This is a genomic window from Ureibacillus chungkukjangi (assembly GCF_044795995.1).
GTDB lineage: Bacteria > Bacillota > Bacilli > Bacillales_A > Planococcaceae > Ureibacillus > Ureibacillus chungkukjangi.
This window is the reverse complement of sequence record NZ_CP085009.1, coordinates 1078463-1100801: the sequence shown is the minus strand read 5'-3', so window position 1 is coordinate 1100801 and position 22339 is coordinate 1078463. Positions and strand designations below refer to the sequence as shown.

21 protein-coding genes are annotated in these 22339 nt (G+C 35.4%); 5 read left to right on the top strand and 16 right to left on the bottom strand.

What is annotated here, in order from left to right; translation table 11 throughout:
- Position 1: 1 nt before the first annotated feature.
- Positions 2-1207 (top strand): MFS transporter, encoded by a 1206-nt coding sequence (locus LG296_RS05450; RefSeq protein WP_404427636.1) that lies wholly within the window; start codon positions 2-4, stop codon positions 1205-1207.
- 41 nt (positions 1208-1248) lie between these two features.
- Here the strand turns inward: LG296_RS05450 and LG296_RS05445 are convergent, their stop codons facing one another.
- From LG296_RS05445 to fadH, 6 genes are all read right to left on the bottom strand, one after another.
- On the bottom strand, positions 1249-2367 hold the full coding sequence (locus LG296_RS05445; RefSeq protein WP_251396972.1) for an N-acetyldiaminopimelate deacetylase: 1119 nt from the start codon (positions 2365-2367) through the stop codon (positions 1249-1251).
- Positions 2368-2379: 12 nt separating this feature from the next.
- Positions 2380-3096, bottom strand: a complete 717-nt coding sequence (gene dapD, locus LG296_RS05440) for a 2,3,4,5-tetrahydropyridine-2,6-dicarboxylate N-acetyltransferase (protein ID WP_404427635.1) — start codon at positions 3094-3096, stop codon at positions 2380-2382.
- 106 nt (positions 3097-3202) lie between these two features.
- A complete protein-coding gene (locus tag LG296_RS05435; RefSeq protein WP_251396966.1) occupies positions 3203-4093 on the bottom strand; it encodes a LysR family transcriptional regulator in 891 nt (296 codons plus the stop codon).
- An 88-nt stretch (positions 4094-4181) separates the two neighbouring features.
- On the bottom strand, positions 4182-4625 hold the full coding sequence (gene cbpB, locus LG296_RS05430; protein WP_404427634.1) for a cyclic-di-AMP-binding protein CbpB: 444 nt from the start codon (positions 4623-4625) through the stop codon (positions 4182-4184).
- Between the two features lie 145 nt (positions 4626-4770).
- Positions 4771-5010: a short-chain dehydrogenase gene (locus LG296_RS05425; protein WP_251396959.1), complete on the bottom strand. Its 240-nt coding sequence runs from the start codon at positions 5008-5010 to the stop codon at positions 4771-4773.
- Positions 5011-5171: 161 nt separating this feature from the next.
- A complete protein-coding gene (gene fadH, locus LG296_RS05420) occupies positions 5172-5939 on the bottom strand; it encodes a 2,4-dienoyl-CoA reductase (protein WP_404427633.1) in 768 nt (255 codons plus the stop codon).
- Between the two features lie 837 nt (positions 5940-6776).
- Here fadH and LG296_RS05415 point away from each other — a divergent pair.
- On the top strand, positions 6777-7700 hold the full coding sequence (locus tag LG296_RS05415) for a nuclease-related domain-containing protein (RefSeq protein WP_404427632.1): 924 nt from the start codon (positions 6777-6779) through the stop codon (positions 7698-7700).
- Positions 7701-8080: 380 nt separating this feature from the next.
- Here LG296_RS05415 and LG296_RS05410 read toward each other — a convergent pair whose 3' ends face one another.
- From LG296_RS05410 to LG296_RS05375, 8 genes are all read right to left on the bottom strand, one after another.
- Positions 8081-9733 carry a putative bifunctional diguanylate cyclase/phosphodiesterase gene (locus LG296_RS05410; protein ID WP_404427631.1) on the bottom strand — a complete coding sequence of 551 codons (1653 nt, stop codon included), beginning with the start codon at positions 9731-9733 and terminating at the stop codon, positions 8081-8083.
- A gap of 236 nt (positions 9734-9969) precedes the next feature.
- The gene (locus tag LG296_RS05405) at positions 9970-12129 is read right to left on the bottom strand and encodes an RNA degradosome polyphosphate kinase (protein WP_404427630.1); all 2160 of its coding nucleotides are present in this window, start codon (positions 12127-12129) and stop codon (positions 9970-9972) included.
- A 2-nt stretch (positions 12130-12131) separates the two neighbouring features.
- Entirely contained in the window at positions 12132-13670 is a 1539-nt protein-coding gene (locus LG296_RS05400; RefSeq protein WP_404427629.1) for a Ppx/GppA family phosphatase, read from the bottom strand.
- A gap of 233 nt (positions 13671-13903) precedes the next feature.
- The gene (locus LG296_RS05395) at positions 13904-14806 is read right to left on the bottom strand and encodes a chemotaxis protein (protein WP_251396944.1); all 903 of its coding nucleotides are present in this window, start codon (positions 14804-14806) and stop codon (positions 13904-13906) included.
- Positions 14807-14908: 102 nt separating this feature from the next.
- The gene (locus LG296_RS05390; RefSeq protein ID WP_404427628.1) at positions 14909-16228 is read right to left on the bottom strand and encodes an MFS transporter; all 1320 of its coding nucleotides are present in this window, start codon (positions 16226-16228) and stop codon (positions 14909-14911) included.
- Positions 16229-16314: 86 nt separating this feature from the next.
- A complete protein-coding gene (locus LG296_RS05385; protein WP_404427627.1) occupies positions 16315-17178 on the bottom strand; it encodes an NAD(P)-dependent oxidoreductase in 864 nt (287 codons plus the stop codon).
- A 376-nt stretch (positions 17179-17554) separates the two neighbouring features.
- On the bottom strand, positions 17555-17749 hold the full coding sequence (locus LG296_RS05380) for an aspartyl-phosphate phosphatase Spo0E family protein (protein ID WP_251396938.1): 195 nt from the start codon (positions 17747-17749) through the stop codon (positions 17555-17557).
- Positions 17750-17845: 96 nt separating this feature from the next.
- Entirely contained in the window at positions 17846-18034 is a 189-nt protein-coding gene (locus LG296_RS05375; RefSeq protein WP_251396935.1) for a hypothetical protein, read from the bottom strand.
- 120 nt (positions 18035-18154) lie between these two features.
- On the opposite strand from LG296_RS05375, the gene LG296_RS05370 reads away from it, so the two are divergent.
- From LG296_RS05370 to LG296_RS05360, 3 genes are all read left to right on the top strand, one after another.
- Positions 18155-18346 (top strand): DUF2187 family protein, encoded by a 192-nt coding sequence (locus LG296_RS05370; RefSeq protein ID WP_107934977.1) that lies wholly within the window; start codon positions 18155-18157, stop codon positions 18344-18346.
- 243 nt (positions 18347-18589) lie between these two features.
- Positions 18590-19201: a lysostaphin resistance A-like protein gene (locus LG296_RS05365; RefSeq protein WP_404427626.1), complete on the top strand. Its 612-nt coding sequence runs from the start codon at positions 18590-18592 to the stop codon at positions 19199-19201.
- A gap of 80 nt (positions 19202-19281) precedes the next feature.
- A complete protein-coding gene (locus LG296_RS05360; protein ID WP_404427625.1) occupies positions 19282-19947 on the top strand; it encodes a hypothetical protein in 666 nt (221 codons plus the stop codon).
- Positions 19948-20006: 59 nt separating this feature from the next.
- On the opposite strand, the gene LG296_RS05355 is transcribed toward LG296_RS05360, so the two are convergent.
- Together LG296_RS05355 and LG296_RS05350 are read right to left on the bottom strand one after the other, a co-directional pair.
- Positions 20007-20453: a MarR family winged helix-turn-helix transcriptional regulator gene (locus tag LG296_RS05355; RefSeq protein WP_251396926.1), complete on the bottom strand. Its 447-nt coding sequence runs from the start codon at positions 20451-20453 to the stop codon at positions 20007-20009.
- A gap of 82 nt (positions 20454-20535) precedes the next feature.
- A complete protein-coding gene (locus LG296_RS05350; protein WP_404427624.1) occupies positions 20536-21993 on the bottom strand; it encodes an ATP-binding protein in 1458 nt (485 codons plus the stop codon).
- Between the last annotated feature and the right edge of the window lie 346 nt (positions 21994-22339).

The following is a 22339-nucleotide window of genomic DNA, read 5'->3' as shown; positions in this document are numbered from 1 at the left end:
AATGTCACAGAAAAAGAAAAAATTAGCCTTATCGATTTTGATGCTTAACATGTTTATAACCATGGGTGGTGTAGGGATTGTTATTCCAGTATTGCCTACCTATCTACAGATTTTCGGGGTTGGCGGAGAAGTATACGGTACTTTAATTGCAATATTTGCATTTGCACAGTTTCTATTCTCCCCCCTTGCTGGAGGTTTATCAGATCGCTATGGTCGTAAATTATTTATCATCGGCGGACTTATCGTTTATGGAATTTCACAGATTATATTTGGATTAGCTACGGATGTATGGGTGTTATATCTTGGTCGTTTTTTAAGTGGGTTCGGAGCTGCCTTTATCATGACCACTGTCATGGCTTATGTGGCAGATATCACAACAATTGAAGAACGCGGAAAAGGTATGGGCTTAATCGGGGCTGCTATTTCTCTTGGATTTATGATAGGACCTGGTTTGGGTGGATTTTTAGCAACTGTTAATATACATTTCCCATTCTTTTTAGCAGGTGGCGTATCTTTAATAGCTGCACTTCTTTCATTTATTGTTCTACCAAATGTTAAACCGCATTTGAATGAGGCTGCAAAACATGTACCTCGTGAAAAACTTTTAAAGCAATTAGTTCGTTCAGTTAAAACACCTTATTTTGTTATTTTAATTGTTGTATTTACATTTAACTTTGGAATTTCAAACTTCCAATCGACATTATCGATGTTTTTAACTTATAAATTTGATTATACTGCTACAGATATCGCTATTGTTATCACGGTTGGCGGATTTGCTGGTGTAGTTCTACAAATGTTTATTATTGATAAATTATTTAGACGCTTCGGTGAGATGAAGGTTATTTTAGTGAACCTATTAGTCGCAGCCATTACAATGGTTTTAATGATTTTTGTAAGTGGTTTCTTCGTTATCCTAACAATTGCCACTCTATTCCAAGTTGCAGGGGTATTTATTCGCCCAGCCGTAAACACATTGATTTCCAAATTTGCTGGTAACGAGCAAGGCTATGCAGCTGGAATGAATAATGCTTACATGAGTCTAGGTAACATGATTGGCCCAGCACTTGCCGGTGTACTATTAGAATGGCATTTATCAATACCATTTGCATTTGGTGCAGTTATATTATTAGCCTGCTTCGGATTAGCCCTAGGTTGGACACAGAAAAAAGCGCCACACCTAATGCATCCATCAGTCGAAGGAAAATAAAAATGGAAATGTCCTTTTTACAGGGCATTTCCATTTTTTTATTATAAGCTATGAATAAATTGCTCCACAAATTTCGCATTAAAGGATAGCAGCTCTTCATCAGGGTTAATTTTTGCATGATGTAGACCAAATTCACAATTAGCACCTGTCCAAAACATCGCGCCTGGTATTCCTTTTAGGAAGTAGCCAAAATCTTCACCAGTCATTGCTGCTGGACATTCATAAGCAGTAGCCCCTTCGAATTCTTGCGCAAAATCTAATATCTTTTTCGCAGCTTCAGCATCATTATTTACTTCATAATACATAGATCCATAATCAATGTGAATATCGCATTCAAAGGAGGCTTCAATACCAGAGCAAATTGCTTCAATTCGCTTTTTGACATCAGCCATCGCCTCAGCATTAAGAGTACGTATTGTTCCTTCTAATCTTGCATTTTCAGCAATAATATTTTGAACCGTACCAGAAGTCAGTTTGCCAACTGTCACTACAGCACTATCCATTGGATTTACATTACGGCTTACAATTGTTTGCAACTGTAGGATTAAATTTGCTGCAGCAACTGTCATATCCCGCGTTTTATGAGGATATGCAGCATGTCCTCCCAAGCCCTTTAAATCGATAAAAAGCTCTGATGTATTGGCAAATAATAAGCCAGCACGTGTTGCCACCGTCCCTACAGGGTATTCAGGAGCAACATGCAATGCATACATTTCAGTTGGTAAAAGATCTGGGCGTTCTGCTCTTAACCAATTGACCATTGGCTCAGCACCACCTGGACCTTCCTCTGCCGGCTGGAAGTACACGATTACATTTTGCTTTGGCTGTGAATTCACTAATGCCTCTACTAAGCCAAGAGCGATCGTCATATGACAATCATGGCCACAAGCATGCATATTCCCTTCATGGGTTGATGAAAAAGGTAGACCTGTTTCCTCAACAATAGGCAACCCATCAATATCTGTACGCCAACCAATTGTTTTAGATGGATTACTGCCTTCAATTTTCACCACAATACCTGTTTTCCAAGTTGTCACACTTAAATGTTCTTGTGGAAATTCAGAGATTTTATCTAACAAATACTTTTGAGTTTTGAATTCTTGGAATCCTAACTCAGGTATTTGATGCAGTTCTCTACGAATTTGAATAAGTGTATCCATCATAACACCTTCTTAAATATTTCTTAGAGCATCAATGATTTCAGTTTTTGATTTTGTTTTTTCATCTAATGTTTTTAATACACGTGCAGGAACTCCACCTACAACTGTATATGGCTCAACATCGCTAATTACGATAGCACCTGCTGCAACAACAGCACCTCGACCTACACGTACACCTTCTAAAACAACAGCATTAGCACCAATTACTACGTCATCTTCAATGATAACTGGCGTTGCTGATGGTGGCTCGATTACACCTGCAAGAACAGTTCCTGCTCCGATATGGCATCCTTTACCCACCGTTGCACGACCGCCTAATACAGCTCCCATATCGATCATTGTTTTTTCGCCGATTTCAGCACCGATATTAATAATAGAACCCATCATAATAACCGCGTTATCACCAATAGTTACTTGGTCACGAATAATTGCGCCTGGCTCAATACGTGCATTTTGATATTTTAAATCTAGTAAAGGTACACCAGAATTACGACGATCATTTTCAATTACATAGTCAGCAATTTGGCTACCATGTTCTTTTAGGCTTGCTTCGATTTCATTCCACTCGCCGAAAACTACTGCGCTATTTCCTTCACCGAAAACCTTAGAATTTTCTCCATATGATAAAGAAGCAACACCTTCACCTTTAACGTACACTTTCACTGGTGTTACCTTTTTAGAATCTGAAATAAATTGAATAATTTCTTGTGCATTTAATTTGTTAGTCATTGTTAAATCTCCTTATCTATGTAAAATTAACTCACATATTAGATTGTACTAAATTTTCTAATAAATAGCACGTATAATTGACTGGTTTCTCTTAAGTAATTATACATTACTTCGTATAATCATAAAGACAGCTTGCATGCTGTGTCACAACATCCATAAAGGCAGAAACCTGTCTCAACTCAAAGGAGGAGTCATAGCCGATCAACCAAGTATCTCGAGTTAAGCCTGTATCCTTTTCATTTTGAGTTAATGGAATTTTATTAACCTCTTCTTCCCCATTTAAAGTGATAGAAGGTAAAATTGCATAGCCTATACCGTTCATAGCCATTTGTTTACAAGTTTCAATTTGATCTACAATAATCTGCCTTTTCGGATTGGAGGAGAAATGACGCTGCCACCAAAGCTGAATCTCCTGATAATAGTTTGAATCGCTTTTAAACTGAATAAAAGGTCTATCCGTTGTTAAAATATCATCTATATTTTCAATTTCCTTATCTACGAGGTACATCATATCTCTAAATAAGTGAACTTTTTTCCCTTTCCATTCCACCTGCCCACGGACAATTCCAACATGTGCTTCACCCTCATATAAAGCTTTGACAATTTCAGAGCTCCACCCTGTAATAAGGGAAATTTTAGCATCAGGGTAAATTGTGACAAACTCCTTTAGAACTTTTGGAAGCCAATTTTGACCCACAATCGAAGCACATGCAATCTTCAATGTACCGTGTACCTTCGAATTTAAGGCTTGAATTGTATCAAAGATTTGTTCTTTTCTAATAATCGTTTCGTTTGCATATTGAATGACTAATTCTCCAGCAGGTGTTGGCGTCAGTCCTTTTTGCGAGCGAATAAAGAGCTGGGCACCCCAATCCTTTTCAATGGATTGCAGTCTTTGGGAGAGTGCTGGCTGAGTCAGGAATAATCGCTCCGCCGCTTTTCTCATATTCTTCTCTTCCGCTAGAATTTTAATGATTTCTGCTTCTGTTGCAGTCATTTAACTCTCCCCCTTATTTTTCTTAAGTGTAAAAAACGACAAAACCCATTTTGCGGATTTTGTCGAGTTTTCTAAACAATCTATTCTATTAATCTTCTACTTGATAAATATATTTTTTTAACTGCTTTAAAATTACACGACGAGTTAAAATGCCGACAAATGTTCCTTCTTCGTCAACAACACATAAAAAGGCATGGTTAATGACCAAATCTAATGCTTTTTGGAACGTATCAGTTATTTTCAAATACGTAACTTCACGATCCATGCAATCATCAACTTTGATATTGCCTAATTTTTCATATTCAATTCGTTCTAATCCTAAAATGGATTCTGTTATCATTTTACTGCTTAAAAGACCGTGTAAACGATACTTAATATCCAATACTGGTACAGAAGAATAACCTGTTTTTGTTAAGACGAGTAAAGCATGTTCTGCACTATTGCCAATTTGTACATGGGCAACTTTTTCCGATGAAATGATAAAGTCACTAATTGGCGTCTCTAATAATGCTCTTGTATTTGTTGAAATCATGACCTTCTACTCCTTTGCCTGTCAATAACTTTTGTAACAGGAAAACTACAATCTCCTTATATCATATCACAATTTGTTCACAATTGACCATGATATAAGCCGGTATTTTTGAGTAGAAGGATGATTTCAAAAAAAATTTCACATACTAATATCCGTAAATTGACCAATAATAAAAGATAATTATTCCAGTAAATAACCCGAAAATAAGATACATAATTATGATCGGGTTCATCGCCACTGGATGGTCTCTGACAATTTTACTAATAGGTACGTCGGTAGCTGATTCACGGTGTTTAACTTTTTTCATAACACCAGCCGTAAGAAAGTACGAGATAGCAACAATAATTATGCCAGTAATAATAGTGGGCACAGTCCACATCCCCATAATTACACCTCCTTTTTTTCTTATAAAGAAAGTGTAATTAGTATGTAACTAACCCTGTTTGGTATTCTGTTTTAAAGTGAAATGCCAAGATTTACTTTTGGTTATATTTTTAATGGAAACGTTTTAGCTGGTGGTCATTTTGAATTTAATTCAAGAAAAAATCAAAATGGAAATGGATTTAACCATTGTCCGCCATCTAGCGTCACACATTCCCCATTCATATAAGAAGCCTTGTTGGACATAATAAATGTAGCAAGTTCTGCAATTTCCTCCGGTGTTCCAAGTCGCTTTAATGGTACCGAATTCAACGTTCGTTTAGCCTGTTCCTCCGACTCCCAAAGCTTGCCCGCTCCACCTGTTCTTTCAATCGGACCTGGGGCGATTGCATTAACTCGAATGCCATATTGATTTCCCCATTCTACAGCTAAAGTACGCGTCAATGATAAAACACCAGCTTTCGCTGCAGCAGAATGTACGACACCAGCACCAGCACCCCATGCATAAGTCGCCACCATATTCACGATTTTTCCTTTGATTCCATTTTCAATCCAATACTTTCCAACCTCAGATGAACAATAGAACGTTCCATTTAAAACGATGTCGATAACTGCTTTCCAGCCATTTGGCGAAAGCTTTTCAGCTGCCACAATAAAGTTACCTGCGGCGTTATTCACTAGTCCATCAATTTTCCCGAATTTCTCAACTGTAAATTGAACCATGGCCTTCACATGCTCCACTTCACGTACATCCATCTGAAAAATCTCAATACTATCTCCAAAAGCCGTGATTTCTTCCTTCGCATTTTGTAAGCGTTCTCTATCACGACCAGTAATTACAACATTTGCCCCCTCTTTGACAAACTGCTTTGCCATAGCCAGTCCCATCCCACTAGAACCACCAGTAACAATAATTGTCTCACTCTTCAACATGAAAATTCCCCCTACCCCTTAATGAATGTTCATTCACTTTTCATCTTACTATAAATTTACAATTCTGTCACTTTAGTTTTCAGAATTTAAAGATAAGTGATTTTAAGAATATGGTGTAGGAAGAAGTTGATGGTAGCTAGCTGTAGTGACAATTACAAATGGGATGGGGAGTTAAGGATTATTGTTCACGAGGGGGGGCGTGGACTGAGTATCTTAGGTTTGTTTATTGGGGTTGGATTTTGGTAGCTTTTATTTAACTTTTGGTATACATGGTGAATTATTTTATCTTATGTTCCCAGTGATGCTGTTTTTGGATGTTTTGGGGAACTGACACGTTTTCTCTTTTCCCGATATCGCTGCTCTCGCTCTTTTTGGGGAACTGACTCGTTTGCTCTTTTCCCTATAACGCTGCTCTCGCCCGTTTCGGGGAACTGACTCGCTTGCTCTTTTCCCGATAACGCTGCTCTCGCTCGTTTCGGGAAACTGACTCGCTTGCTCTTTTCCCTAAAACGCTGCTCTCGCTCTTTTAGGGGAACTGACTCGCTTTCTCCCTTTCCGATAACCCTGCTTAGGCTTGTTTCGGGGAACCGACACACATTCTCTCTTCCCGCTTTCGCTGCTTTCGCCCGTTTCGGGGAACTGACTCGCTTTCTCTCTTTCCTATAACTCTGCTCTCGCTCGTTTCGGGAAGCTGACACGCTTGCTCTTTTCCCGTTACACCTACCACTTCCTGTCCGCAAAGTTATTTATTACATCATTTCTAACTATTTTTTTACCAAATGATAGTAATTTATATCTCGCTCTATTAAAATAGAAATATAAATTAATATAGAAAGGTTGAGCCCACTGATAATTAAAACTCGTCAAGAATCCTCAGAGTTAGTTATATTAAAAACCCTCAAATCTAGATTTACACTTTCAAAGGAAGACCAAACTAAATACTATAATCTAAATAAGGGATTAGAAGGAGAGCAGCAATTTGATGCCCTACTGGAAAACCTTCAGTGTGAATGTTTAATTTTAAATGATTTACTTCTAACTATTAATAATCAACGGTTTCAAATTGATTCTCTACTAATTTTTAATAATAAAATCCATCTTTATGAAATTAAAAACTATGTTGATGATTTTTATTTTGAATCTAACCAGTTATTCAAAAAAGACGGATTTGAAATCTCAAATCCCTTGATACAATTGGAACGAGCTACCTCTCTACTACGTCAATTACTGCTTAAAAACAATTTCCAAATCCCAATACAGTCTTTCGTTATCTTTAACAACCCGGAATTCTCGCTATTACAAGCTCCCCTTGATAAGCCTTTTATTCTTTCAAGTCAACTTAATCGTTTTTTAAAGGACATAAATAAAGAAGGTGTAGCCCTAACACAACAACATAAAAAAATAGCTGAAAAATTAATAGCATTAAACATGAAAGATTACCCACTTCAGCAATATCCACTTTATTCGTATGAAAATATACAGAAAGGGATCAATTGTTTACATTGCAATTCATTTTCGTTTAAAACGACAACTAATCGTTGTTTGGAGGTTGTCTGTTTAAATTGTGGAAGAAAAGAACAACTTGCATCTGCTTTAGCCAGAACCATAAAGGACTTTCAACTCTTATTTCCTCAAGATAAAATAACCACAAACAAAATGTACGAATGGTGCGCCAAGGTGATCTCTAAAAAAACACTTAGAAGATTCCTCAAAGTACACTTCAGCCAAACGGGTTCCAATCGATGGACCTTTTACTCATAGCTATTATTTACACTGACCTCGCTGCTTTCGATTTGCTTACTAAACCGCTCACTTGCATGCTGCCCACTGTCTTCCCCACTTACTTACTTACTTACTTACTTACTTACTTACTTACTTACTTACTTACTTACTTACTTACTTACTTACTTACTTACTTACTTACTTACTTACTTACTTACTTACTTACTTACTTACTTACTTACTTACTTACTTACTTACTTACTTACTTACTTACTTACTTACTTACTTACTTACTTACTGCCCGCTGACTTCCCAGCTCACTTGATTACTTACTTGCCTACTGTCTTCCCTAACTCCCACTCCCCCACATGCACAAAAAAACCAACAAATTCTACTTACATAAAATTTGCTGGCTGCTTTTATTTTACTAGATATTTTTCTACTATTTCTGCTATAGGAAGAGGTTTGTTGTATAGGTAGCCCTGTCCTTTTTTACATTGATGAAGCTTCAGGAAGTTTTCTTGCGAGATTTCCTCTACGCCTTCTGCGATTACGTCCATTTCTAGGTTTTGAGAAAGCGCAATAATGGCTTTTACTATCGCTTCGTTTTTATCATCCTTATTTAGATCGGCGATAAAGGATTGGTCGATCTTGATAATGTCAATTGGGTATTTTTTCAGATAACTTAAAGATGAATAGCCTGTCCCAAAATCGTCAACCGAAACGAAGACACCTAATGCTTTTAGGTTTTTTAAGATACATTCCGTTTCATCGACATTTACCATTGAGCTCTCAGTAATTTCTAGCTCAATATAACGTGGCTCAACATTGTATTTGAAAATGATTCGTTTTACCTTCTCGGCAAAATTTTCTTGTTTGAATTGCTTTGGTGAGATATTGACAGCAATTCGAACGGGTCTGTAGCCCTTTGTCTTCCATTCCTGCTGGTATCTGCAAACCTGATCTAAAACCCACTCACCAATTTGGATGATCAAGCCTGATGATTCAGCAATTGGGATAAATTGTGATGGTGGGACGAAGCCAAACTTTGGATTATTCCATCTGATTAATGCTTCAAAGCTATCAATTTCATATGTATCAAAATCAATTTGTGGCTGCAAATGTAGGGAAAGTTCATTAAACTCAATAGCTCTTCTTAAATGAGCTTCCATTAACACTTCATTTTGGAAGGTATGACTCATTTCCTCTCGATAAAATCTAAAATGTGCACGACCATGTTTTTTTACATAGAACAATGCCTGTTCCGCCTGGTGCAATAATGTCTCTAGATCACGGCAATCATCCGCTGCAATTGTTGAAATCCCAATTGAACAAGTCACAAAGTACTCATGAACATCTATCAAAAAAGGCTCCTTTAGCTGTTCGTAAATTTTATTAACTACAAGCTCCACTTCTTCCCGAAGTGTATGGCGTACCAAAAACACAAACTCGTCTCCGCTATAGTGGAAAAGTTCACAGGATTCACTGCCAACCTGATAGAAGCGTTCACTGATTTTCTTGATCATCTCATCTGCTTTTTGCTTACCTAGTGATTCATTGTATTTTTTAAAACGGTCTAGGTCCACTAGTAAAAAAGAGATTTGACGAGAATCATTATAATTTTGATAATGCTCAGACCATTTAATATTTAAAGCTCTTTTATTTAATAAGCCTGTATTTTCATTTTGAAAGGTATAGAGACTATAAGAATCCTTATCCTCATTTACTTTCTTCAAAATTAATGCATAATATTTTTCATTGTTTTTAACAATTGGTTGAATGTAAATTGAAACTTGCTTTGAATGATTTTCTAAGGATATAAATTCGACTTCTTCCTTTGGATTTTGGAGCATTTCCACCAAATTCGGCCAGTTTAACCATTGAAAAAACGCACTTGCATCCATTCCCTTTAAAAAAGGTACAGGAGATAGAATTGAGGCATTTGAGTTAATCATCTCTACAGTAAATTTTCCTTCATTCTGTGCTTTTAATACGACAACAGAATCAAATGGACTTAGTTTCATCATATCTTGCAAGTAGTTTTCAAACTCCATTGTTGGAAAAGTAATCATATTATCCTCCATTAGATAAAGACGTGATGCAAAAATAAATATAGTTATATTATAACACTATAATCCATTAAGTTTTGATATTTCCATCTAATTGTAGGACAAATGTACAGCTAAATCAACTTTTCGTTAAATTTTTCTTTTTTAATAAGAAAAAATGCCCATAAAAAGCATCTCTCACCATGAAATAGATGAGAGATATCGTTTTTCTAATATACTAAGGTCCTTGGATTTTCAGCTTATTCTTCAACTACTACTGTGCTCATTGCCTCAAGTAAAAACTGCTCCTGAGAATTAATTCTCTTATCGGAATCATTTAACTCTCTAAAGTAATACTTCCCTGTAGAATCTTGAATACGCGCCTTTACATTGTCAGCTATCTGAGTCTGTAAAATATTCATTACTCTATGTTTTATGTCGTGCGAATAAAGCGGGAATAATATCTCAACACGCTTAATCATATTACGTGTCATTAAATCAGCAGAAGATAAATAAATATTATCTTCTCCATTGTGGTGGAACCAATAGATACGTGTGTGCTCCAAGAAACGTCCGACAATACTCGTTACGGTAATGTTTTCACTTATCCCTGGAATTCCTGCACGCAAGCAGCTAATCCCCCGAATAACCAATTCAACCTTGACGCCATTAATAGAGGCCTCGTAGAACTTCATAATAAGGTCTTTATCAGTTAATGAGTTCATTTTTGCACGGATGAATCCATTTCCATATTTTTTATGGCAGCGAATTTCTTTATCTACTAATTCTATAAATTCATCACGAATATCAAAGGGTGCTACTACTAAATGGTGGAATTTCGGTTTTTCTGTGTAACCACTTAAGTAATTAAAGAAGTTTGTTGCATCAATCCCGAATTCCTTCACTGATGTAATAATCCCCATATCTGTGTAAAACTTAGCAGTGGCATCATTATAGTTTCCTGTTCCTAGATGGACAAAACGCTCAATCTTGCCGTTATTTTGGCGAACTACTAATGTAATTTTAGAATGTGTTTTTAAATTATTCATCCCATAAATTACGAGACATCCAGATTGCTCTAACTCTTTTGCCCAATGTACATTGTTTTCTTCGTCAAATCGAGCCTTTAACTCTACTAGAACAGTTACCTGCTTGCCATTTTCAGCTGCTAGCTTTAATGCATTGATAATTGGTGAATTGCCGCTTACACGATATAAAGTTTGTTTAATCGCCAAGACAGAGGGATCAGTTGCAGCTTCAGTAATAAAATCCACTATCGGTTCGAAGGATTCATATGGATGATGGAAAAAGATATCCTGAATTAATGCCTTCTCAAAGATATTTTCATTAGACGCTAGATCCTTTGGTCGTAAAGGAATAAAGCTCTCGTACTCTAAATGCTCCCGGCCAACAGAAATCTTCTTCATAAAGCCAAATAGGAACGTTAAATCCAGTGGCCCATCAATTTTAAATACATCGGATTCTTGAATCTCAAACTCTTCTAGCAAATAGTCTAGGACTTCATCACTCATTTCACCGTCACGGACCTCTAAACGGCTACCAACGCCCCATTTTCGTTTTTTCAATTCCTTTTCAATCTCAACAAGTAAATCTCGTGCACCCTCCTCATGAATCGTTAAGTCGGCATTACGAGTTAAACGGAAGGCTTGAGTAGATTTCACATTGTATCCATAGAAAAGCTTATCGAGATGTGAGGTAATAACATCCTCTAAAAAGACAAAAACCTTTTCACCTTTTTCACTTGGCACTTCTATAAAACGGTCTAAAACGGAAGGAACCTGTACAATTGCTACTCTTTCGTTATGCTCACTATACATATTTTCTTCAAGCATCACTAGCAGATTTAAAGTTTTACCTATTAAAGTAGGGAAAGGACGGTATGCATCAACTGCTACTGGTGTAAGAACTGGAAAAATTGTTTCTTCAAACATCTCATTTACAAACTTTTTTTGTTGTTCATTTAATGCTTTAATGTCACGGACATATACTTTTTCCTTTGGCAACAAATCGTGTACAAGATATCGAAAGACTTCCATTTGTCTACGAACAAGCGCCTGTGTCTTTTGCGCAATTTTTGCTAGCTGTTCCTTAGGTGTAAGACCAGATTTATTTTCGGGCTTATGAAAGCCCGCTCTTACCTGGTCTTGTAAGCCCGCTACTCGAACCATGAAAAATTCATCTAAGTTCGAACTGAAAATTGCTAAAAACTTTAAACGTTCTAGTAAAGGGTTAGCTGGATCTTCTGCTTCCTCCAATACCCGTTCATTAAATGCTAACCAGCTCAGCTCCCGGTTATTGTAGTATTGTGGCTTTGCAATTTCTTCTAATATATACTCGTAATCAATCATCTCTTCATTTTCTCTCTCTCCATAAGAGTCTAATTGAAATTCAGTAGTCATCTCTAGTCACCCTTTTTATAAAAATGAATTTGTACAGGTTTTTTAAATATCCGTTCAATATGTTTTTTTTGACGTTCACATTGGTAAATTTCAGCCATTGGTAAGTGCTGTGCCTTTACGATGATATGAACGACGTCATCTATTTTTTCAAATTCAATAGATTCCACAATATTTCGCTTGGAAACGTTGAGTGCATATATAAATTTCAGCATAGCTCCAAAATCTCTTAAGGTTTTTAGCTCATCTCTTGGTATCCAGGTAATAAAAGGAGCTGCAAACCTTCTGAAATAATCTTTATTTTTATAGGAAGCAACCAAGGCTAGTTTCACTCGATCCACGTGATTCATCCCTGCAATGGATTGGTTTGCAAGTAAGTAAAATGTATGGCGATTGGAGGAATCCTGTTCAATATATTCACCGATTGCAAATACTTGAGCAGCTCTTTTAAGCAATTCCATTTGCTCTTCGTTGAAATTACAAATATTTAATCGACAGCACTCTCTATAAAACTGTTCTGTTATAGCTCGAAGGAATGTACGTTCATCTTCTGTACGGCCATATTCAAAGGTAATTCTACGAGCATACCCTTCGAACACATTATACTTATCAAATGCATGATCATTGCTTTGAAGAACGCGATTATATATTAAGCCCTCTCGTAAGCCTTTCTTGCTTATTTGAAAGGTCTTTGCTTCCACAACCGCCATGAGTTCACTGAATACTTCTAAAGCGATTCCTATAATGTCAGCACGGTCTGAGGAGAGGCCGTCCAATTGCTTCAGCTGCTCAAAGCTTAATGTTTCCAAATAGCTACTTAAGTTCGTCAGCTCTTCACGAGTGATTTCGTATTGGTGGACGCCAGATATTGGATATTCAATTAGCTGCTGATGAATTTGTGCAGCATTTCGAGCACTACCCCCAATTCCTATGACAGGTAGCCCAACCTGCTTTATCCAGTCAAGCTTTTCAAATTGTTGTCTTACATACTGACGCAATGGTTCTTTTTCTTCCTTACTGATTGCTTCTCCAGAAACAAACATTTCTTTAAGAGAAACGGTACCAAATGGAAAACTAATTGTTTTTTGTAGCTTTTTATCCTCAAATAAAGTGATTTCTGTTGAACCACCACCAATATCAATCGTAACTGCCGATTTCGTATCCATCGAATGAGCAACGGCAACGAATCCAAAAAACGCTTCTTCTTCCTCCGTTAATAAATCAATCAGAATCCCTGTTTCTTTTTCCATCCGATTGATAATTGTTTGGTTATTTGTGGCTTGGCGAATTGCAGCTGTGGCTGTCGCCTTTATATCTGTTACTTCATAATCATCTATAATTTTTTTAAACGAGCTTAAAGTCTCTGCTAACAGTACAATACCTTTTTCAGACATTTCACCATTGGCTTGTAGATATGTTCGCAACCTTGCAACTGTTTTAATATTTCCGAATTCTCTTAAGCCTTCAAGGTTATTATATTTATAAAGTACTAGACGAATTGTGTTGGAACCAATATCGATAATAGCCGTTTTTAAATTTTCCATATTTTCTATTGTTATCACTTCTCTCTTTGAAATTTCATAAGGAAGAAACACTACTCTTCTATACCCTAAAGAATGGTTCAAAAATTTCAACTTTAAACCCGAGAAGAAAAAAGAACACAATCGTTAACCCATGGAAGGTTTCCGACCGTGTTCTAATATAAATCAATTCACCATGGAAGAGCCTTACTAACAAAACTATAATTTTTTAGATTGCCTAAAAAGTTGAACTCTTTTTAAAGAATCAATTCGTCGACCTTTAAAATAAGCTCGGCTATTTCAGGTTTACTAATTTGCTCTTCGGCACCCACTACTTCCCCTTTATGACGAAGGTCGTCTGTTATTAAGCTTGAGAAGATAATTACAGGCAGCTTCGCTAATGAAGGATTTGCTTTGATTTTTTTAGTAAAATGATGTCCGTCCATTTGTGGCATCTCAATATCTGTTACTACTAATTGTACATGCTCTTCAATATTGCTTCCTGTACTTAGAAGTGATTCTAGGTAGTCAAAAGCATCACGGCCATTTTCAAAGAACTCAAGATTTACATAGCCTGCTTCATGCATCGTATCATGCAATAATTTTCGAAGTAATGGTGAATCCTCTGCAATAACAATTTTCTTTTCAGAACGATCACGTTTACCTAGCTTTTTCACAGACTCTACATTGATTCCTGAATCAGGGTTAATGTCTACCATGATTTTCTCAAAATCTAATAATAAAAGCATTGTGTCCTGCTGTTTGATAACCCCAATTACCTGACTTGAGCCACCTTGATACATATCTGAAGGCTTTTCAATTTCGTTCCAAGAAATGCGATGGATTTGAGTCACATTATCTACATGGAAAACAACCTTTTGTTTATTGAATTCAGCAACAATATATTTTTGCTGTGCAGTAAATGTTCCATTAGAAATCCCTAAAACCTTAAGCATATTCACTACAGGTAATACTTCTCCACGTAGTTGAATAATCCCTTCAACATGCGGATGTGCATGCGGGATAAAAGTAACAGGAATCGGTTGGATGATTTCTTTAACCTTTATCACATTAATACCAAATTTATTATTAGCGACTTCAAATTCTACAATTTCAAGTTCATTTGTACCACTTTCAAGTAAAATACCTTTATGTTCCAAGTCACTCACGCTTTCCTTTCCCGGCTAAAACATTATTGTTTTAGCTACTTTTGATACAGATTTTTATAAGTAAATTGTAACATAGGGGAAGGTAATCTCCTATCATCTATTTTCTTCAGGTTTTACCTTCAAATGTATGATAAGTCCAATTATTGTAAGTAAGATTAGGGAGCCTAAAGCCACTCTACTCGCTATCGTTCCATGATCTCTAAGGATTAATGTGATGGTACCGTATATTGCTGGCCCAATAATTGAAGACACTTTTCCAGAAAATGCGAATAATCCAAAAAATTGTCCGCGCTTCTCTTCTGGTGATAATTCGATGATTAATGTTCGAGAGGTAACCCACATGGACCCAAGAGAAATACCAAACATACTACCTGCAATCCAGAACATTCCCTGAGTTGTCGCAAATACAGCTAACACAAGTGCAACAATCATAATAAGTGCAACAATCGTTATTGAACGTTTCGCTCCAATCCATTTAGCGATATACCCAAATACCATTGACCCGATGACAGTTGCAATCGTGCTGACCAAATACAGGATTATAAATTGACCTGATGTAAATCCTACAATCGCCGTTGCATAAACAGCCATCATAGCGATCGTCGTTGCTATTGCATCATTTAAGAAAAAGTAAGCAATCATAAAAGTAAAAATCGCTTTATGCTTTTTCATTTCCTTGAAGGTCTGAATAATTTCCTTATAGCCTTCCAAAAATTTAATCTTTTTTCTTTGTTCCTTAGGTATTGGCTTATCCTTTATAAAGAAAAATAATGGCAAGGAAAAGATAAGATAGAGAATAGCTGTTGGTATAAATGCACGATGGAAATCCCCATCACTTACAAGTAGGTATACAAGCAAGCCGCATAGCGTACCCAAATACCCTACCGCGACACCAAATCCAGATATTAATGGCATCTCTTCTTTTGTACCAAGATCACCCATCATGGAATCATAGAATACTAAACTAGAATTGAAGAAAAATTTAGCTATAACAAAGCTTACAACGACTAAAAACAAACTGAGGGGAACACCTGAGTAATTTACATTAAAATCAAAACTCGCAAAGACCCCCATCATAAACGTGAAAATAATCGAAATTGAAGCAAACCAAACGATAAATCTCTTTTTGTAGCCAGTATTATCAATCCACACACCAAACAATGGTGAAAAAAGGACTAAGAAAATACTAGCTACTGCATTCGCATAAGAAATAAACGTGCTTGCAACCTGCTGCCGAACTTCGTCAGTTCCTAGTACTTCATCCATATAAAAAGGAAAAAATACTGTATTGATGTTAGACGAAAATATCGTGTTGGCAAAGTCGTAAAATGCCCAGGAAAGAATGGGTAACGAAAGATATAAGGCAATCGGACCTCTTGTATTAGAGTTTTGACGATTAACTGTTTTCCCCAAAGTGTTCGCCCCTAAAAAAATATTTTCTATATCTAAATTTCAACAAACACAAGACAGCGTTCAATACTTATAGATTGAACTAAAAATTAATCAATATAGTATTTAATTAGGCTCTGTGTCCCATTATCTCCATAGCCTTTTTCTAAAAGCGTGTTATAAAGCTCTTTAGAAAGTTTTACACCCGGTAGATTTAGGTTCATTTTTTCCGCTTCATCAATGGCAATTTTCATATCCTTAATGAAATGCTTCAAATAAAAGCCTGGTTCAAAATCCCCTTTAATCATGCGTGGTCCTAGATTGCTCAATGACCAGGATCCAGCTGCTCCACTAGAAATAGATTGAAGTACCTTTTCAATATCTAATCCTGCCTTCGTGGCATATGCAATCGATTCACAAACACCAATCATATTCGTTGCAATCAGCAATTGATTACACATTTTTGTATGCTGACCTGCACCAGCTTCTCCTTGATACACTATATTCTCACCAAAGATTTGTAGAATCGGAAGTAATTCATTAAAAACAGATTCGTCTCCGCCAATCATAATAGAAAGAGTCCCATTTCTAGCTCCAACATCCCCACCTGATACAGGTGCATCAATGCTAGAAAGCCCTTTTTCTTTTGCTGACTCATATATCTTTTTAGCTAGTGTTGGCTCAGAAGTTGTCAAATCTACAACAACCGCTCCTTTTTTGGCCGTTTGTAATAGTCCATTTTCACCAAAGTAAACCTCCTCTACATCTGCAGGGAAGCCAACCATTGTAAAAATCACGTCACTATTTATAGCTGCGTCTTTTGGCGTTTCTGCCCATTTTGCACCAAGCTCAACTAAGCTTTGTGCCTTAGATTTTGTACGAGTATATACACTTACTTCATAATCAGCTTTTAATAAGTGTTTAACTATACTAGAACCCATAACACCCGTTCCGATAAATCCAATTTTTTTCATATGTATCATTTGATCAACCCTTTCCTATTCCCTTGAATAGCAAACAAAATTATCTGTATTAATACAATTTAGGTATATCTCATATAATTAGAATGAGATAATTTTTATAATAGTTTACCAAATATTTTCTGATTATTGCTTATAAATAGAAAAAAATTACATAAAATTTACAAAATAATTGTCATATTCTCAAAAAGGGTAGTGCTTCCTCTCATGAAGCTTTTCACTTAGGCAATACAATTTCCTTATTTGAACACAAAAAGAGAGCAGAAGACTAATGCTCCTGCTCTTAAAGGGGGAAATGAGAATGTTGCTGTGTTCATAAATAATATATCCCCCTTAATACCTTTTTAAACAATTTTTACAAAAATTTTTTCTAAATATAATTGTACTTATCATTTTTTTCTAATTGCTCGTCTTCACTTGCAAATCCAACATCATATTCATTCATTAAACGATCTAATTCTTTACTTATACGAATAGTTTTGGGGTTTTGAAGACCGTACTCTATTCCTGTTTGAATCATTAGCTGTCTTTTTTTCTCAAGTTCTTTTAAAAGGTCCTTACCCACTAAACTCCTCCTAAAAAAATATGATGTAATTATTATAAGGGTTTCTTTAGAAAATAAGGACGAAAATCGCTAGACAAAGTTCGACAGAAATAGAGTTTAACTTCTAGGCTCCTTTAAAAATGTGAAAATTACATCTCCACCCTGTTGTGCTTCCCCACGAAAATGTTTAAACTTTTCATCGCTTACTAAGAGCGTTCGAAATTGCAAAAATTCTTCCTTCGGTATTTTGATACTTTCGATTTCACCGTTTTTAAGCTGTTCGATTATTTGTTGATAGTTATCCATTTAATCACCTTTTAATTGTTAAATTTTAGATAAATTAATTAAAAATTCTAAAAATCTCTTTACTTTTTTTAGATTTTCATGCAAAATTTCTTAATATTAGTCGATAAGGAGCTGACTCTTATGAAAATAGCAGAGGTTGGAAATATTGTCGAGTTTAAAGAAGGTTTACAAGGTGTCGTAGAAAAGGTAAACGAAAACTCTGTGATTGTAGACTTAACGATTATGGATAATTTTCATGATCTAGATATGGAAGAAAAAACAGTTGTAAATCACAAACGCTATAAGATTTTAAATCATCCAAAGGAACATTAATTCTACTAACATGGTACTAGCCTTTGAAGTACCTAGAATTCACCCGAGGTCACCTCGTTTAGTTCTCACCTAAAATTAATCACCTCTGGTAGAGGCTTTAACTTCACTACATTAGTGAAGTTAAAACAAATTCCAAAAAAGTTCAACAGATTAATACAAATAAATAAAAATCTCCTTTTCATTTGCTAATAGATGATAGGAGATTTTTTTTTTGATAATATGATAAGAAGGAGGTCATTAAAAATGGAAAAATCTAAACAATTTGTCGGGCTCCTTCTCTCTTTAATATTCATTTATGTAATGCTGTATATTACTTTTAAAGAAGTTAATATCTTTTGGTACTTATACACCTTTACACTTTTGGTAGGAATAGCGATAGCCATTGTCTACGGGAAATTCATGGATGAAGTATCCACATGGCAATACATTATCTATGGTATTGGTTATGGGACAATCCTTTATGGAATTGTGCGATTAGGCTACTTGCTCATTACAAAGGTTGATAGTGGAGCCCAAATGGCAATAACAAGATTTTTAGAAGCCTATGGACCAGCTAATATTGGGCATTTTTTATTGCTAGTTTTCATCATCGTCTTAGGTGAGGAATTATTCTGGCGTGGTTATGTACAACAATATTTAAAAAAATGGGTATCATCTAAAATGGCCGTTATTATTACTAGTGTCCTTTTTGCACTATCTGTGGCTATAAGTGGGTTCTGGCTAGGTGTTGTTGCAGCCTTTGTGGCAGGACTGATTTGGGGATTCCTTTATGAGTGGAAAAAAAGCTTGCCACTGATTATTGTCTCACATGAAGTATTTATTTTACTACTATTCATGATTTTACCTTTACATTAAGCTATAGGTAAAAAATGAATTAAATGTGAAACCTTTTATAAGATAAAACGTTCTATATAATAATTAAGGGGGCTAAAAAAATGTCAAAAACTATTCAATTAATCATAACACTATCATTATCCATTGCCGTTTTAGTTGCATGTAACACTGCTGAAGAATCTACAACAACTACCGAGTCTGAAAAAGAAACTGTGACTGCCACAACTGATTCTAAAGAAGTCAACGAATCTGTTGATACAGAAGAAACAGCAGCAGAGGATACACAAAAAGAAGAAGATACTACTGAAGAAACACAATCAACTCTTACTTTTTACTCTAAAGGGGAAAGTAAAACTGAAGAGCTTACAGAAATTTCAGGTGAACGATATACACTGCAAGCAATTCCAGGCTTCAGTTTAACGCCAGAAGAGCCTGGTAAAGACATGTTAATATATGACCAAGACGATACAGTCTCTATGCGAATAGAGGCCTTAACAACAAGTGCTACAACCTTTGATGACTTAGTAGCAAACACAGAACAAACAATGGCTGCTATAAGTGAAGACTACAAACCTTACGATATTTCGGCATTTGTGGAAGATCAAAATTTATCTAACTCAGCTGCTTATGTTGCAAATTTTGACACTGAAGAAGTAATAACTGTAGTATTTTTAAAAGCAGACAAATTAGTTCGTTTAACAATCTACGATAATACTGAAGTAGATTTATCGGAAGCAATGATTAAAATGGGCTTAACAATTAAATAATCTTACATGTGAATGTTAGAAATACTAAAGGAGTTGCCTCGTAATAGAGACAACTCCTTTTAGTATGACAAATCCTTTATTGATAGTCCTAATTTCTTTAACAGCTCAATCACAGTATCCTTTTCTTCGGAAGTTAAAACACTTAATAATTCATGTAAATTTTCTTCGTGCTCTGGAAATAACTTCTTCATGAATTCCGCACCTGATTCTGTTATCTCTGCAAATGTTACGCGTCGATCTGAAGGACACGAAACTCGATCTAAATAACCTCTTTTTTCTAGCTTATCAATCACATACGTAATAGAGCCGCTAGCAAGTAAGATTTTATTCCCAATTTGTTGCAGCGGTTGACGACCTTTATGATAAAGTAATTCTAATACCGCGAATTCTGTTGGATTTAAACCGTGCTGTTGAAAAAATTGATTCGTCACTTCATTAATTGCCTTATTTGCTCTCGACAAGACAATATACAATTTAAGCGATTGCTTAATTTCATCAGAAGACATGACAAAACACCCTTTTTATCATTATATATGAATTATAGCGATAAAAAGAAACTTTTGTCAAAATACTCATCTCTATTTTTCTTTAAACTACAGGTAAACGGTTAAAAGAATCATGGCTCATCCACATTTCAATTAAGTTATCATCCTCATGTCTTAAATACTGACGATCAGATATAGGTAATGAAATTTTAAATGTTGTTCCTAAGCCAATATTACTTTCAACACTGATAGAGCCATTATGCTCCTCGACAACCTTCTTGACTAATGCCAGTCCTAATCCAGTACCCGTTGATTTCGTTGTATAGAACGGCGTGAATAACTGATTCATTTCAACATCTGACAACCCAGCTCCTTCGTCAATGACAGATACCTCTACTCCTCCGTCATGATTCTCAAGCTTAATAACGACAACCCCGCCACTACACATTACTTCAATTGCATTTTTAACTAGGTTAATAAGCATTTGCTTTAAACGATTATGGTTACCCATTACACTAATCGGACAGTAATTTGAATCATCCATCTTTAACCTGACATTGTGTTGAATAGCATGAGGAATCATCAATTCAATTACATCCTTCACTACAAGGATAATAGAAGTCTCCTCATAGCTTCGTTGTTTAGGCTTTGACAAATACAACAGATCCGTTAGTATTGACTCCATTCGCTGTAACTCTGAATCCATAACAGATAAATAATTTTGATGATCTTCATTTGAGTTTAGTCTTAGCAAATCAACAAATCCCTTTAATGAAGTCATTGGATTACGAATTTCATGAGCAATACTTGCTGCCATTTGTCCAATAGAGTTTAAAGTTTGCTGCTGTTCAACCTGTTGCTTTAATAATATTTTCTCTGTTTCATCAGTAATTGTTGTAACAATCATATTCATATTATAGTTGAATTTACTTTCCATTTTATAATAGGAAGGCTTTCCAATATCACTCGAAACATTTATAGCAGCTCGTCCACCATTCATTAGATTTGCAAAATATTGTAGTTTACTATATTCGTAATCCGAAAGTGTTTCGAATATCACTTCATGCTGCTTCTTGATAATCTGACTTTTTTCGCATTGCATACATTGTAATGCTTGACTATTTAAATCCACAATTTCCCCATTTAAATCAGTCAGAATAATACCATGCGAAATGTCATTAAACATAGAGTAGATGTCAATACTGTTGCTTTCATTAATTGAGCTAGCTTCAGACTTTGGAGAAATTCTTACAAATATAAGATCCTTCTTTTCATGAAAATATCCCATCAAGCGAAATTCCTTATACTTACCCTCATCAATTTTAAGATTCAGATTACAAAATCCACCAAGAGTGCTTTGAATTTTCTTTAAATACTTATTCCACTTACTTTTAGATGACTCGTCCATCTCTAATAGACTTCTTGATGATTGATCTATATTTAGCATTTGCGCTGCATAGTCATTAATTGACTCAATTTGACAGGAAGTATTCAATATTAGTACTGGATCTTTAACGGTTTGAAACAATTTCCTAAAAATAGGTCTGACAGTTTTCACCATTTCACGCTCACCAATCCTTTCCTTCTGGAAAAAATACTCTCTTCCACGCAATTCTCTTACTTTTATTCTATTAATAAATTGGTTAATTTATGACTTTGTAAATTAAATTATACTAAATATTCAAACTATATCTTTTAATACAAATTATTCCATAGATTTTTTTTAATAAAATGGGACAAAAACATTATTTATAAGGCATATAATCTATCTAAGTAACATTTTTATGATTATTTTTGTATTTTTACACTTTTTGCATGCTGTTAGATGTAAGACCTTTGACCTTTTATTTTTTCGACAAATTTTAAAATATAAATTCATTAGTCCTATTTAATTCCATTTTTTTCAA

Coding starts and splice junctions, on each gene's coding strand:
- LG296_RS05450 (WP_404427636.1), top strand. CDS start 2: ATGTCACAGAAAAAGAAAAAATTAGCCTTATCGATTTTGATGCTTAAC.
- LG296_RS05445 (WP_251396972.1), bottom strand. CDS start 2,367: ATGGATACACTTATTCAAATTCGTAGAGAACTGCATCAAATACCTGAG.
- dapD (WP_404427635.1), bottom strand. CDS start 3,096: ATGACTAACAAATTAAATGCACAAGAAATTATTCAATTTATTTCAGAT.
- LG296_RS05435 (WP_251396966.1), bottom strand. CDS start 4,093: ATGACTGCAACAGAAGCAGAAATCATTAAAATTCTAGCGGAAGAGAAG.
- cbpB (WP_404427634.1), bottom strand. CDS start 4,625: ATGATTTCAACAAATACAAGAGCATTATTAGAGACGCCAATTAGTGAC.
- LG296_RS05425 (WP_251396959.1), bottom strand. CDS start 5,010: ATGGGGATGTGGACTGTGCCCACTATTATTACTGGCATAATTATTGTT.
- fadH (WP_404427633.1), bottom strand. CDS start 5,939: ATGTTGAAGAGTGAGACAATTATTGTTACTGGTGGTTCTAGTGGGATG.
- LG296_RS05410 (WP_404427631.1), bottom strand. CDS start 9,733: ATGATTACTTTTCCAACAATGGAGTTTGAAAACTACTTGCAAGATATG.
- LG296_RS05405 (WP_404427630.1), bottom strand. CDS start 12,129: ATGACTACTGAATTTCAATTAGACTCTTATGGAGAGAGAGAAAATGAA.
- LG296_RS05400 (WP_404427629.1), bottom strand. CDS start 13,670: ATGGAAAATTTAAAAACGGCTATTATCGATATTGGTTCCAACACAATT.
- LG296_RS05385 (WP_404427627.1), bottom strand. CDS start 17,178: ATGAAAAAAATTGGATTTATCGGAACGGGTGTTATGGGTTCTAGTATA.
- LG296_RS05375 (WP_251396935.1), bottom strand. CDS start 18,034: ATGGATAACTATCAACAAATAATCGAACAGCTTAAAAACGGTGAAATC.
- LG296_RS05370 (WP_107934977.1), top strand. CDS start 18,155: ATGAAAATAGCAGAGGTTGGAAATATTGTCGAGTTTAAAGAAGGTTTA.
- LG296_RS05365 (WP_404427626.1), top strand. CDS start 18,590: ATGGAAAAATCTAAACAATTTGTCGGGCTCCTTCTCTCTTTAATATTC.
- LG296_RS05360 (WP_404427625.1), top strand. CDS start 19,282: ATGTCAAAAACTATTCAATTAATCATAACACTATCATTATCCATTGCC.
- LG296_RS05355 (WP_251396926.1), bottom strand. CDS start 20,453: ATGTCTTCTGATGAAATTAAGCAATCGCTTAAATTGTATATTGTCTTG.
- LG296_RS05350 (WP_404427624.1), bottom strand. CDS start 21,993: ATGGTGAAAACTGTCAGACCTATTTTTAGGAAATTGTTTCAAACCGTT.